The sequence below is a fragment of the Micromonospora sp. URMC 107 genome (assembly GCF_051386315.1).
In the GTDB taxonomy this organism is placed as follows: Bacteria; Actinomycetota; Actinomycetes; order Mycobacteriales; family Micromonosporaceae; genus Micromonospora.
Map to the genome: position 1 here is coordinate 1 of NZ_JBPQTK010000150.1, position 13,319 is coordinate 13,319.

Genomic DNA, 13,319 nt, shown 5'->3' on the forward strand with positions numbered 1-13,319 from the left:
GGCGGACGTGCGTGCCGCCCGGCCGGGGCCGGCGGGGCGGCGAGTCGCCGGGCGTCCGGGGCGCGACGCCGCCGTCGGGCGCGCGTGCGTCGGCGGCCCCGCTGGCCTGTCTCCCGGGCCCGCGCGCCTGTCTCCCGGGCCCGCGCGCCGACCGGCCCGCCGCGTGGGCCCGGGGACGCGCCACGCGCCGGCCGGACGGTTCCCACGAATTCTGGTTCCCGGCGATGAGGCCGGCTGGACCGCCACTGGAATCCGTTTCTCCCGGCACCCCGTACGGTTACCGTGAATTCATGTCGGACTCACTGGGAGAAAGCGAGGTCACGGCTCTCGCCCTGGCCGTCGGGCGGGGCGACCGCGCCGCGGCGGATCCGCTCGTCCGCAGCACGCGGCGTGACGTCTGGCGCTTCCTGGTCTACCTGGTGGGGCACGCCGACGCCGAGGATCTGACCCAGGAGACGTTCGCCCGCGCGCTGGGCAGCGCACACCTGTTCACCGGGCGCCACCACGCGCGGGCCTGGCTGCTGGCCATCGCGCGGCACGTGGCCGCCGACCACTTCCGCGCCGCCGCGAGCCGGCCCCGGATCGTGTCCGACCAGGACTGGCAGGCCACCGCGGAGCGTTCCGCGGCCCACCACCTACCCGGCCTGGACGACACGGTCGCGCTCAACCTCGCGGTGCGCACGCTGCCCGCGGCCCGCCGCGACGCGTTCGTGCTGACCCAGGTGCTGGGTCTCGGATACGCGGAGGCGGCCGAATTCTGCGGCTGCCCCGTCGGCACGATCCGCTCGCGTGTGGCGCGGGCCCGGCGCGACCTCGTGTCGGTGCTGGCACCGGCCCCGCGGCGGCGTCCGGCGCTCCCCCGGTAGGCCCCGCCGCCGCGCGGCGACTCCCGCGTCAAATGTCCCTACTAGAGGATATGACGTGACGGCGGCAAATGTTCCCTAGCATCGAGTAGGACCCTTTCGCACCGCAGCGGCCAAGGACAGACGGCTTGACGGCCGTCATTTTTTTGTGGAAAGGTCTGCCCTCAAGGGGGAAGGTGTCCGTAAGGGCACATAGCAATTCGCGGCCGGGAATCCGTTCAAAAACGTTTGCGTTGCGTAACAACCCTGTGGGCTTCGGCGCCCTGTCGGCGTCCGACGGTTCACCGGGTTCCTGCGCGGGCAGACGGAACCATTCCCGCCGTCGGGTCGATCACTGGGGAGTGTGTCGTGGTTGTTGAACCGAGGCCCGTCATCGGGCGTCGCGGCTGGCGGGGGGCCGGCCATACGGGGGCCGGCCATACGGGGTGCGGGGCGAGTTGGCCCTTGGGCGTACGCCGGCTGCGCTAGAGCAAACGAGAGCGCTGCTGCCGTGAACCTCTCCGTCACACCAGGGCGCTCATCATCGCGAGGGGCCGCGCCGCTACCGGCGCCCCGGCTCGCGATGGGCGTCGTCACCGCCGTCTTCGCAAGCATCAGCCTCATCGGCTTCCTCCACGTCATGTTCCTGCCCGTCGGGCCGCTCGCCATCGCGCTGTCGTTCACGTGCATCGCCGTGCTGATGGCGATGCAGATGCTGTGGTACGGCCGGGACAACGGACGCCTGCGCACGCCGCTGGGCTACGGCGTCCTCGCCACCCAGGCGGCGCTGGTCTACCTGCCGATCCTGACGTTCGGCCAGGCGTGGGTCGGCATGCCGGGCTTCCTGGCCGGCAGCGTGCTGCTCGTGCTGCGGGCCGTTGCGGCGTGGGTCACCTTCGCCCTGATCGTCGCCTCGATGGCCGTCGCCCAGTGGCTCTTCACCCACGCGCCGATCGACATGCTCTACACGGCGATCTCCACCGTCACGACGGGGCTCGTGGTCTACGGGCTGTCCCGGCTGACCGCGCTCGTCGTCGAGGTGCAGGAGAGCCGCGCGGAGATCGCGCGCATGGCGGTGCTGCGGGAGCGGCTGCGCTTCGCCCGCGACCTGCACGACCTGCTCGGCTACAGCCTGTCCGCGATCTCGCTCAAGATCGAGCTGGTGCACCGGCTCATGGAAAAGTCGCCGCAGGAGGCGAGCGACCAGCTGCTGGAGATCCTGGAGATCTCGCGGGTCGCCCTCTCCGACGCGCGGACCGTCGCCAGCGGCTACCGCGAACTGTCGCTGGAGGAGGAGTGCCGCTCCGCCGTCTCCGTGCTCTCCGCCGCGGACATCCAGGTGCGGCTGGACAGCGACCACCTGGACCTGTCGGTCCAGGTGAGCACGGTGCTCGCCACGGTGCTGCGGGAGGGGGTGACCAACATCCTGCGGCACACCAAGGCCAAGCGCTGCGACATCACCATCCGGCAGACCCAGGACGACGCCTGGATCGAGATCGTGAACGACGACCAGGCCGTCGGGCCGCCCAGGGACCCGGGCAGTGGGCGCAACGGGCTGCGCAACCTGTCCGCACGCGCCCAGGAGATCGGCGGCTCGCTGACGGTCGACCGGCAGCCGGACCTGTTCCGCCTGTGCGCCAAGGTGCCTCTGCGCCTGGAGCGCCGCGGCGCGTCCCGGTCACAGCCAGCCGGCCTCCCGGGCGACCCGGATGGCGTCGACGCGGTTGCGGGCGGAGAGTTTGTTGACGATCGTGGTCAGATAGTTGCGGACGGTGCCGACTGACAGGAACATCTGCGCCGCGATGTCGACGGCCTGGAGCCCCTCCGCCGTGAGGCGGAGGACTTCGGTCTCGCGCGCCGTGAGCGGGCACTCGGCGCTGTCCCAGGCGGACATGGCGAGCTGACTGTCGACGACCCGCCGGCCGGCGGCGACGCTGCGGATGGCGTCGACCAGCTGCTCGGTCGGGGCGTCCTTCAGCAGGAAGCCGGTCGCCTTCGCGGACAACGCCCGGCGGAGGGTGCCCGGTCGGCCGAGCGCGGTCAGGACCAGGGTGCGGATCTCCGGCAGGTGGACCTGGATGTCGGCGATCGCGGAGAGCCCGTCCTTGCCCGGCAGGTCGATGTCGATCACGGCGACGTCGGGCCGGAACCGTTGCGCCATGGGCAGGATCTCCGTGCCCGAGGCGACCGCGGCGACGACCTCGATGTCCGGCTCCAGGTTGAGCAACGCGACCAGCGCATCTCGGACCATGTGCATGTCCTCGGCCAACAACACCTTGATCAACTTGGCATCCCCTGTCGGGCCGGCGCGATTAACCCCGTTCTATCACGCGCCCGCACGCATCATGAATGCTCTTTTCGCGCCCGCGTGTGAAATGTCGCAAAGCCATTTGCCGATGCCCGATCGGCGTATTCACATTCCGTGTACGCCCAGATACTCCTCGTTACAGGAGATGTCGTTTTCGGGTAGTCCGATGGCGAATTCGCCGACTCCGACCTCCGCCGGCCAGTCGAGCCCGAACGCCGACGCGGAAACCCTGGCGTCGCCCATGGTGAGGGCGCAGGTGGCGAGCCCGAGCATCGTGGCGACGAGGCAGAGCGTCTGCTGGAGCATGCCGACGTGCTTCAGGGTGGTGGCGTAGGAGATGCTGTCGTACACCCAGGACACCCGCCCCGCCCGCGCGGTCATGGTGATCAGCACCGGCGGGGGCCGCCGGCCCCCGACGGACACACGCGCGTTGTCGAGCAACTCGTCGACGTCGGCCGGGTCGGCGTTGACGAGGGTCAGCGCGTGGTCGACCGGGCTGTAGTGGTAGATGCCGCGCCGCAGGTCCGGGCAGCGGTCCACCGTCAGGTACAGCTCCAGCTCGTACAGCGAACCCGCGCTGGGATACGGACGCCGCGTCACCGTGTACCGCACGTTGTCGGGAGCCGTGGCGACCGTCTGCATCCGGACCCGCGCCGCGTGGAACAGCAGTTCCCCGAGTTCCCGGGTCGACGGCGCCGCCTCGGCGAAGGTGCGGGTCGACCGGCGCAGGTCGACGGCCTCGGTGAGGGTCATCCCGTGCGGCACCGTGACGGGCGGCCGGTACATCGGGATCCGCGGCCCGGCGGGCACCGGCTTGACGGCGGCCGGTGGCGGCAGGGTCGCGACGTGGCGGAACGTCGCGCCGGCGGGGTCGTCGTGCGGGCCGAGCCTGCTGCGCGAGTGGAACAGCAGGTCGTACGGCGACCACATCGCCAGCGTGGGGTCGGAGTCCTCGTGGAACCGCGACGTGCCGGCCTCGGCGACGACGACCATGCCCGCGCCGACCAGGTAGGCGACGACGTCGGCCACCACCGGCAGCGCCAGGCTGACCTTCCGTCCCACCTCGACGGTGGTGGTCGCGCGGGGGAGCGCGCCGAGCACCAGCGACGCCTGCGGCCGGTGCAGCACCACCCGGTGGTGCGACAGCGGGGACTCGAGCACCAACTCGCCGTCCCGCTGGTGGGCGAACGCGAAACGGGACAGCCGGAGCGGCCGGTCCTCGGCCACCTCCGGCAGCGCGAACACCCCCAGCGGGGAGACCGGCTGGACGGAGAGCAGCGGCACCGGCGAGTCCCGCGAACCGAGCGAGCGGACTATCCGGCCGGGCAGCCGGTCGAAGACCGGCCGGAGGACACCCTCGTCCAGCCCGGCGACGTTGCCGAGCGCGACCGGCCCGTAGGTCATGCGGTGCAGGACCTCCTCGACCGCGGGCGCGGGCCGGCCCACCGGGACGTCGCCCCAACGGGAGAGGATCGTCAGACTGCCGTCCTCAGCCGTCTCGATGGTCACGTCGTCCCGGAAGGACCACAGCGACAGGCTCGGTCCGGGGCGGGACGTGTCGGCGTCGGATGGCAACCTGGCTCCTCGACGGGCGCGGCGGCGACGCCATGGGCGCCCGCTCTACACGAAAAGTGGTATCGGGTTGAGGTTCTCGTACTCCGTGGGGCGGTCGAGCCTGCCGAGCTGTACCGGGACGTCGAACAGTCTGCCCGGCGCGAACCTCGCCCAAAAGCCCCGCATCCCCGGCACGATGGCCTTCACCACGGGGAGCCCGACGTCCGGACGGGTCTGGTCGAGCACGAGCACGTCGAGCCCCAGTGCCTCCAGCCTGTGCTGCACCGAGCGGACGTCGGACAGCAGGTCGTCCGTCGGGGTGTGGCGGTAGTCGGTGAGTCGACGTGCCGGCACCGCCGGATCGGGCCGCAGGTAGGCGTCCCCGGCCCAGGTGGCGGTGCGCCACCACCGTACGGCGTCGGGATCGGACCAGCCGTACCTGTCGTCGTCGTCCCCGCCGACCTCCGCCACGGTCGGCATCAACTGGTTCATCTCGGTGAGCGCGCGGACCAGCGCCGCCCGCGGGTCGGGGTGGGCGCCGAAACCGAACATGATGTCCTCGCACCGCTTGTCGGTGCGCCGGGACAGCGCGGCCATGGTGGGGATCCCGACGTCCGACGACACGTCCAGGACCCAGACCTCGCGGTGCAGGCCCGCGTAGACCTCCCGCAGCTCGTCGATCCAGCGGTCGCGGAAGCTGTCCAGGTCCACGGCGGGGGCCCGGGTGCGGTTGTACCACCAGAGGGCCACCGCGTCGCGTTCCACCACCTCCAGCAGACCCTGCAGCAGCGCGTCCTCCAGGCTGCTGCCCGCCGCGTTGCCGTTGGAGTCCGCGCACAGCGACGTGCCGCCGTGCTGCTCGGGCACGTTGAAGTAGAGCATCGAGGTGGGCAGCAGGCGGTGCCGCTGCTCCGTGAGGGACCACACCGGGGTCCAGCTCGTCACGGCCGCGTCGTCGAACGGCGCGCACACGTACTGGAACGGCGAGCAGGTGGCGTTCCAGCGGGCGCGGTCGGCGTACTGCCGCTCGTCGAAGAGCAGGCAGTCGTCGGGGTGCACGGCGGTGTCGGCCAGCTCGGTGTAGCTGCCGGTGACCCGGGCCTCGTCGCCATGGAAGTAGGCGCTGTGCCGCTCGATGGCCTCGCAGAGCGCGCTGACCTCGGCGTGCACGGGGGTCACGCCCTTGCCGCCGTTCTCGGCGCGCAGCGCGAAACGCATCTGCTCGGCGTTCCTGCGCGTGGTCATCGCGAGGTTCGGGCCGGAGCGGAACGAGTTGAAGAAGGCCGGGCCCCGCCCGTCGCGGGTGATCTCCTTGACCACGCCGCTGACCGGGCTCACGAGGTGCCCGTAGTCGCGCAGCACCCGCTCCGGTGGCAGGGCGCGGTGGCTGCCGCCGGAACGGGACGCCTTCGGCCGGCTGCGCAGCGGCACCGGACGGAACGCCCGGTCGCGCTCCATGCCGGGATCGCCGCACTCCGGGCACTGCGGGCGGGCTCGCACCTCGTGGTGGACGCCGCGCAGGGTGACGCTGTCCAACGTCCACACCGCGCGCTGCCCGTCGTGCCGCAGGCCGGCCGTCCACTTGGCGGCCTCCAGCGCCACCAGGTGCAGGGCGGCGGCGCCGAGCGGCGGCAGCGACACCGGCGGAGTGCCGATCTCCGTGGCGGAGCCGACGACGGCGCGCAGGCGCGTCTCGGCCTGGCGGTGGCCGCGCAGCCGGTGCGCCAGGCAGTGCCAGCAGCCCGTGGCGGCGGCGGGGTCGAACACCGGCCCCACCCACACCTGTGCGCCGCCGGGCTTCGCGAGGAGCCAGGGCCGGCGGGCGGCGCGGTGCGCGGCGTCGACGGCAGCCAGTCCCTCGTCGAGATAGTCCGCAGAGAGCACAATCGATAAGTCGGCGGGCGAGGCCGAAAAGTTCCCGGAAACCTGCGTCACCGTCAACCCGGCCGCGCGCAGCGCGTCCTCCGCCGCCGCGGCATCCTGCGGCGGGCAGCCGACGCGGATGAGGTCGACCCGGGCGGCGGCGGTGGCCCGCACGGCGGCCGTGGGGTCCAGGCCCGCCGACTCCCAGTACGCGAGCACGGGTTCGTCGGCCTCCGCCTCCTGCGCCGGCCGCAGCGTGACCAGGCCGGCGTCGACCAGCCGCCGGACGACCGTGCCGATCTCGGCGGGCGACATCCCGGCGGGACTGTCCCGGACGAGTTCCGTGAGGTCCCGGGTGCCGTCGAGCAGCGGGGCCAGGGCCTCGACGTGCGTCCCGCTGACCGAGGTGGCGCCGCGCTCGGACAGCAGGTAGACCGCGTCACCGTGTACCACGTGGGCCCGCAGGTGCCGCTTGAACCCGACGCGCAGCTGTGCGTCCCCACCCGACATGGCTGCCCCCTGCTCGACCAGTGCCGCTCCAGCGACACTCCAGCGTGCCTCCAGCCCAGCCTCCCGGCAGCGCAGGCCGCGGGCAAGTGCCGCGGTCACATGCTGCCCCCTCGTTTGGTCACGCCCGTCCATGACGCGGTCACTATCGGCTCGACCCTGGCTTGGAATAGCGTGGAAGCCTGTCCTGACTCCCCCTGGTCGGAATCGTCGCTCCCGTCACGGAACCAGTACGCCGGCACCAGTCGTCGGCGGTGGAAAGTGCGGTGGATCCGACTGATAGCGAGGTCGGCGAAATGATTACCAAGTTTGCGGAACTGGGATCGATGTCGCACGAGGAGAAACTGACGCTCCTCGCCGCGTTGCTGGAGTCGGCGGCCGACCCCGCAACGGAAGTCCGGCGTACCGAGCCGCCACCGGTCGGGCCGCCCCGGCGCCCGGCGGGAAACCCGCTCGCCGGACTGCGGTTCGAGCTGCTCGGCCCGCTCGTCATCCGCCACGACGGGGTCGACATCGCACCGAGCGCGCCGAAGCTGCGGCTGGTCCTGTCCGCGTTGCTGTTCAACGTGAACCAGCCGGTCGGCGCGTCGGTGCTCGTGCGGGAGCTGTGGAGCTCGGGGGCGCCGCGCACCGCCCACGCCACTTTGCAGACGTACATGTTCAAGGTGCGCAAGCTCTTCCGCGACGTGCTCGGCGGGTCCGTCGAGGACATCGCGCGGGACGTCCTGCTCACCTGCTCCGGGGGCTACACGCTGCGGGTGGACCCGAAGCAGCTCGACATCGTCGAGTTCGACGAGCTGGTCACGGCGGGCACCGCGGCGATGCACGCGGGCGACTACGAGCAGGCGGGCGCGCACCTGCGCCGGTCGCTGGCGCTGTGGCGCGGCAACGTCGTGCACCAGGGGCAGTGGGGCCCGCAGCTGCGCGCCCAGGCGGCGCGGCTGGAGGAGCGCCGGTTCTACGCGTACACCACCAGGATCGACGCCGACCTGTGCCTGGGCCGGCACCGGGAGGCGACCTCCGAGCTCGCCTCGCTGGTCGTGGAGCACCCGCTGCACGAGTCGGCGCACACGATGCTGATGCTCGCGCTGCACCGGTCCGGCCGCACGCCGGCGGCGCTGGAGGTCTACCTGCGGTTCCGCCGGCGGATGATGGGTGAACTCGGCATCGAGCCCTCGGAGCGGATCCAGGCGCTGCACCGGGCGCTGCTGTCGACCGACCCGCTCCTGGCCGACCTGTCGCTCACCTCCGACATGCTGCTGGACCGGCTCGTCGGTCGGGTCCGCCAGGGGCGCCGGCTGAGTTCTTCCGCTGTTACCGGGTGATGGACCGGCCGAGATTACCTTCAATTTCGCACTCGTGCGCAAAGGAGGAATAGCAATGACCACATCGCCGGTGAAGAACGGCGCGTCTATCGGGCGTGCGACATTCGCCAACGACCCGGGACTGCTTTCGGACGTGCTGCGCCCGTACGCGAGGCCGAAGACCCAGTACCTGAAGTCCGCGACGGTCACCGTCGCCAACGGGCTGGCGAGCGCGGAGGGCGAGTTCGCCATCCCCTACCCGTGCTACATCGACGACACCGGTCACCTCAACTCGGTCGAGGTGAACATCTGCTTCAACCAGCTCATGTACTACCTGATCGCCAAGAGCGTCCAGGAGCGGGCGGTTCCCGCGCTGGCCGCGTGGACGATGGACGACTACTGGGCCAAGCAGCTCCCGGACATGCTGATCGCGAACTTCACCAGCAAGTTCCGGCGGCCGATCGACTCGTCGTCGTTCCACGGCGAGGTGTCCTTCGCCGAGTTCAGCGAGCGCAACCGCAGCAAGCCGGTCCAGATCATCGACATGCCGTGGCGCTTCTGGGACACCCAGGGTGGCGCCGCCGAGGGCGAGGTGCGGATGGCGCTGGTCAACCCGCCCGGCATGCGTTTCCAGGCCGACGCGGCGTGAGCCGCCCCCACCCGTACGTCCCCTGAGGAGGACCCGGTGACTGTTCAGTTGCGCACCCTCGTCGACGTGGTGCGCAGGCACGCCGTCCAGCAGCCGGACGTCGTCGCCATGGTCTGCGAGGGCCGGCGCGTCGACTACGGCGCCCTGCACCGCGTCAGCAACCAGGTCGCGCGCGGCCTCCAGGCGGCCGGCCTGCGCCCCGGTGACCGCATCGCCTACCTCGGCAAGGAGTCCGAGCACTACTACGAGCTGCTCTTCGGTGCCGCGAAGGCCGGCGTGGTGCTGGTGCCGATCAACTGGCGGCTGGCCGCCGGCGAGGTCGAGCACATCCTGCGGGACTCCGGGGCCGCCCTGCTCTTTGTCGACGCCGACTCGGCCGCCGTCGCCGAGAAGCTGGCACCGGAACTGCCGACGCTGAAGCAGGTGGTCGGGCTCGACGAGCCGGGTGCGGTCGGCGCCGGCTTCACCGCCTGGGTGTCGGCGCAGCCGGACGCGAACGTGCTGGGCCGGGTCACCCCCGACACGCCGCTGGTGCAGATGTACACCAGCGGCACGACCGGACTGCCCAAGGGCGTCGTCCTCGCGCACCGCAGCTTCTTCGCCGTACGCCAGGCGCTCGCCTCGGCGGAGCTGGACTGGATCGACTGGCGCGAGGGCGACGTCAGCCTCGTCGGCATGGCCGGTTTCCACATCGGCGGCCTGTGGTGGGCGACGCAGGGCTTCGTGTCGGGCGTGACCAACGTCGTGATGCGCGAGTTCACCACGGCGGGCGCGGTCGAGCTGATCAGGACGCTGCGCGTCACCACCGCCTGCCTGGTGCCCGCGATGCTGCGGCTGCTGCTGGCGGAGCCCGGCGTCTCCCGGGAGGACTTCACCTCGCTGCGCAAGGTGGTCTACGGCGGCGCGCCCATCTCGGCGGCGCTGCTCGCCCGCTGCGTCGAGGGCTTCGGCTGCGAGTTCGCCCAGATCTACGGGCTGACCGAGACCGGCAACACCGCCATCTGCCTGCCCCCGGCCGACCACACGCCGGACAGCGGCAGGATGCAGGCGGCGGGCCGCCCCTACCCGGGCTTCGAGGTCAAGGTCGCCGACGACAAGGGCAACCCGCTGCCGGCCGGCGAGGTCGGCGAGGTCTGGCTGCGGACCCCGGCGGCGATGGTGGAGTACTGGAACCTGCCGGAGGCCACGGCGAAGACCCTGGTCGACGGCTGGGTCGTCACCGGGGACGCCGGCGTGCTGGACGAGGACGGCTACCTGTACATCCGCGACCGGATCAAGGACATGATCATCGTCGCGGGGGAGAACGTCTACCCGGCCGAGGTCGAGCACGTCATCGGCCGCCATCCGCTGGTCGCCGAGTCGGCCGTCGTGGGTGTGCCGGACGAGCGTTGGGGCGAGGCCGTGTACGCGTTCGTGGTGCCGGTGGAGGGCCAGCAGCTCACCGAGCGCGACCTGGCGCTGCACCTGCGCGGCAAGCTCGCCGCCTTCAAGCAGCCCCTGCACTACGAGTTCATCGACCGGGTGCCGCGCAACCCCAGCGGCAAGATCCTGCGCCGCGAGCTGCGGGAGCGATTCTGGCAGGGTCACGAGCGCAGGGTGAGCTGACCGCGATGACCGCGGTGACCAGCGAGCGCCACCGCCGCGCCCCGCTGCGCCGGCCGTCGCGGCCGGCGGCGCGGCGCGACGCCACGCCGCCGCACGCCTTCGCCGGGGCCACCGTCGGCGTCATCCACCGCACGACGACCGCGGCGGCCGGGGAGACCGGACGCCGCGAACTCGTGGCGCGACCCGTCGAGGACCACGAGCCGGTCGCGGGCGACCTCGACCGCCCCCTCGACCTCGCCGTGGCCGACGAGGTCGTCCGCCCGGAGGACACCCGGCCCCGTCCCGCCTCCGTGCCCGCCGCCGCCACCGGCCCCGTCCGGCGGCGCGGCGCGCTCGGGAACATCCCGCTCTAGTACCCGATCCCCACCGGTCCGCTCTTGGAGTGACGTCGATGCCCGACAACGAGGAAAAGCTGCTCGACTACCTCAGGCGGACGACAGCCGAGCTGCGCGAGACGCGGCGGAAGCTGCGCGACGCGGAGGAGGCCGCGCACGAGCCCATCGCGATCGTCGGCATGGCGTGCCGGTATCCGGGGGGCGTGCGTACGCCGGAGGACCTGTGGGACCTGGTCGCCGCCGGGCGCGACGGCATCGGCGCCTTCCCCGCCGACCGGGGCTGGAACGTGGGGGAGCTGTACGACCCGACCCCGGGCACCCCGGGCAGGTCGTACACCCGCGAGGGTGGCTTCCTGCACGACGCCGCGGACTTCGACGCCGAGTTCTTCGGGATCAGCCCGCGCGAGGCGTTGACGACGGACCCGCAGCAGCGGCTGCTGCTGGAGACCTCGTGGGAGGCGCTGGAGAGCGCGGGCATCGACCCGGCCGGGCTGCGGGGCAGTGCCACCGGCGTCTTCGCCGGGATGATGTACCACGACTACGCCGGCAACAGCTCCACGGGCTCGATCGCCTCGGGCCGGGTGGCGTACACGTTCGGGCTGGAGGGGCCGGCGGTCACCGTCGACACGGCCTGCTCGTCGTCGCTGGTCGCCCTGCACCTGGCCGGGCAGGCGCTGCGCAACGGCGAGTGCACGCTGGCGCTGGCCGGCGGCGTGACGGTGATGGCGACTCCGGAGACGTTCATCGAGTTCTCCCGGCAGCGCGGGCTGTCGCCGGACGGCCGCTGCAAGTCCTTCGCTGCCGCCGCCGACGGCACCGGCTGGTCAGAGGGCGTCGGGGTGCTCGTGGTCGAGCGGCTGTCGGACGCCCGCCGCAACGGCCACCGGGTGCTGGCGGTGGTCCGGGGCACGGCCGTCAACTCCGACGGGGCGTCGAACGGCCTGACCGCCCCGAACGGGCCCGCGCAGCAGCGGGTCATCCGGGCCGCGCTGGCCAACGCGCGGCTGTCGGCGAGCCAGGTCGACGTGGTCGAGGCGCACGGCACCGGCACCGTCCTGGGCGACCCGATCGAGGCGCAGGCGATCCTCGCCACCTACGGGCGGGACCGGGACCGGCCGCTGTGGCTCGGCTCGATCAAGTCGAACATCGGCCACACCCAGGCCGCGGCGGGCGTCGCCGGGCTGATCAAGATGGTGGGCGCGCTGCGGCACGGGCTGCTGCCGCGCACGCTGCACGTCGACGAGCCGTCCCCGAAGGTGGACTGGTCGGCGGGGGCGGTGTCGTTGCTGACCGAGCCGGTGGCGTGGCCCGCCGGCGACCGTCCGCGTCGTGCCGCCGTGTCGTCGTTCGGCATCAGCGGCACCAACGCCCACGTGGTGCTGGAGGAGCCCGAGCCGGCGGAGTCTCCCGAGCCGGTCGCCGCGGTCGCGCCGCCGGTGATCCCGTGGGTCCTCTCCGGACGGACGCCGGAGGCGGTACGGGCGCAGGCCGCTCGCCTGGCCGGCGCGGTGGCGGGCCGTGACCCCGAGGACGTCGGGTTTGCCGTGGCCGTCGGCTTCACGCTGGCCGTCGGGCGCACCGCGTTCGAGCACCGCGCCGCCGTGGTGGGCCGCGACACCGAGGAACTGGTACGCGCGCTGGAGGCCGGCGTGCAGCCGACCCCGGTGTCCACCGGCGGGCGGCTGGCGTTCCTGTTCACGGGTCAGGGGGCGCAGCGGTTGGGCATGGGCGCCGAACTCGCCGCCGCGTACCCCGTCTTCGCCACCACGTTCGACGACGTGTGCGCCGCCCTCGACAAACACCTCGACCGGCCCCTACGCGAGGTCATCGACACCGACGACATCCACCAGACCGGCTACACCCAACCCGCCCTGTTCGCCTTCGAAGTCGCCCTGCACCGACTCCTCGAATCCTGGGGCATCCACCCCGACTACCTCGCCGGACACTCCATCGGCGAACTCGCCGCCGCCCACGTCGCCGGCATCCTCGACCTCACCGACGCCGCCACCCTCGTCACCGCCCGCGCCCGACTCATGCAGAACCTCCCCACCGGCGGCGCCATGATCGCCGTACAGGCCACCGAAGAACAAGTCACCGCCCACCTCACCGACACCGTCAGCATCGCCGCCATCAACACCGCCACCGACCTCGTCCTCTCCGGCGACGAAACCGCCACCCTCACCGCCGCCGAAACACTCGCCACCCAAGGCCACCGCACCAAACGCCTCACCGTCTCCCACGCCTTCCACTCCCACCTGATGGACCCCATGCTCGACGACTACCGCACCGTCGCCGCATCCATCACCCACCACCCACCCCGCACCCCCGTCATCTCCACCGTCACCGGCCAAC

General features: G+C 72.2%; 10 protein-coding genes. 7 read left to right on the forward strand and 3 right to left on the reverse strand.

Annotated elements, in window-relative coordinates; all coding sequences use genetic code 11:
• Positions 1-290: 290 nt before the first annotated feature.
• Together ACSNN9_RS24805 and ACSNN9_RS24810 are read left to right on the forward strand one after the other, a co-directional pair.
• Complete coding sequence (locus tag ACSNN9_RS24805) at positions 291-866, forward strand: sigma-70 family RNA polymerase sigma factor (protein WP_436675629.1); 576 nt, start codon at positions 291-293, stop codon at positions 864-866.
• A gap of 559 nt (positions 867-1,425) precedes the next feature.
• The gene (locus ACSNN9_RS24810; protein WP_436675630.1) at positions 1,426-2,625 is read left to right on the forward strand and encodes a sensor histidine kinase; all 1,200 of its coding nucleotides are present in this window, start codon (positions 1,426-1,428) and stop codon (positions 2,623-2,625) included.
• Here the strand turns inward: ACSNN9_RS24810 and ACSNN9_RS24815 are convergent.
• The 3 genes from ACSNN9_RS24815 to ACSNN9_RS24825 form a co-directional block, all read right to left on the reverse strand.
• Entirely contained in the window at positions 2,521-3,117 is a 597-nt protein-coding gene (locus ACSNN9_RS24815) for a response regulator transcription factor (protein WP_436675638.1), read from the reverse strand. The genes ACSNN9_RS24810 and ACSNN9_RS24815 overlap by 105 nt on opposite strands.
• A 138-nt stretch (positions 3,118-3,255) precedes the next feature.
• Positions 3,256-4,725 (reverse strand): SagB family peptide dehydrogenase, encoded by a 1,470-nt coding sequence (locus tag ACSNN9_RS24820; RefSeq protein WP_436675631.1) that lies wholly within the window; start codon positions 4,723-4,725, stop codon positions 3,256-3,258.
• Positions 4,726-4,770: 45 nt separating this feature from the next.
• Positions 4,771-7,077 (reverse strand): TOMM precursor leader peptide-binding protein, encoded by a 2,307-nt coding sequence (locus ACSNN9_RS24825; RefSeq protein WP_436675632.1) that lies wholly within the window; start codon positions 7,075-7,077, stop codon positions 4,771-4,773.
• Positions 7,078-7,370: 293 nt separating this feature from the next.
• Here ACSNN9_RS24825 and ACSNN9_RS24830 point away from each other — a divergent pair, with 293 nt between their 5' ends.
• From ACSNN9_RS24830 to ACSNN9_RS24850, 5 genes are all read left to right on the forward strand, one after another.
• Positions 7,371-8,399 (forward strand): AfsR/SARP family transcriptional regulator, encoded by a 1,029-nt coding sequence (locus ACSNN9_RS24830; RefSeq protein WP_436675633.1) that lies wholly within the window; start codon positions 7,371-7,373, stop codon positions 8,397-8,399.
• 55 nt (positions 8,400-8,454) lie between these two features.
• Positions 8,455-9,027: an FcoT family thioesterase gene (locus ACSNN9_RS24835; protein ID WP_436675634.1), complete on the forward strand. Its 573-nt coding sequence runs from the start codon at positions 8,455-8,457 to the stop codon at positions 9,025-9,027.
• Positions 9,028-9,063: 36 nt separating this feature from the next.
• Positions 9,064-10,632 carry a fatty acid--CoA ligase gene (locus tag ACSNN9_RS24840; RefSeq protein ID WP_436675635.1) on the forward strand — a complete coding sequence of 523 codons (1,569 nt, stop codon included), beginning with the start codon at positions 9,064-9,066 and terminating at the stop codon, positions 10,630-10,632.
• A gap of 5 nt (positions 10,633-10,637) precedes the next feature.
• Entirely contained in the window at positions 10,638-10,985 is a 348-nt protein-coding gene (locus tag ACSNN9_RS24845) for a hypothetical protein (protein WP_436675636.1), read from the forward strand.
• A gap of 29 nt (positions 10,986-11,014) precedes the next feature.
• The coding region (locus ACSNN9_RS24850; RefSeq protein WP_436675637.1) for a type I polyketide synthase at positions 11,015-13,319 on the forward strand (2,305 nt) is incomplete at its 3' end.

Bases quoted from the DNA above. Each gene is read 5' to 3' on its own strand.
- ACSNN9_RS24805 (WP_436675629.1), top strand. From the start codon at position 291: ATGTCGGACTCACTGGGAGAAAGCGAGGTCACGGCTCTCGCCCTGGCC.
- ACSNN9_RS24845 (WP_436675636.1), top strand. From the start codon at position 10,638: ATGACCGCGGTGACCAGCGAGCGCCACCGCCGCGCCCCGCTGCGCCGG.
- ACSNN9_RS24835 (WP_436675634.1), top strand. From the start codon at position 8,455: ATGACCACATCGCCGGTGAAGAACGGCGCGTCTATCGGGCGTGCGACA.
- ACSNN9_RS24830 (WP_436675633.1), top strand. From the start codon at position 7,371: ATGATTACCAAGTTTGCGGAACTGGGATCGATGTCGCACGAGGAGAAA.
- ACSNN9_RS24825 (WP_436675632.1), bottom strand. From the start codon at position 7,077: ATGTCGGGTGGGGACGCACAGCTGCGCGTCGGGTTCAAGCGGCACCTG.
- ACSNN9_RS24810 (WP_436675630.1), top strand. From the start codon at position 1,426: ATGGGCGTCGTCACCGCCGTCTTCGCAAGCATCAGCCTCATCGGCTTC.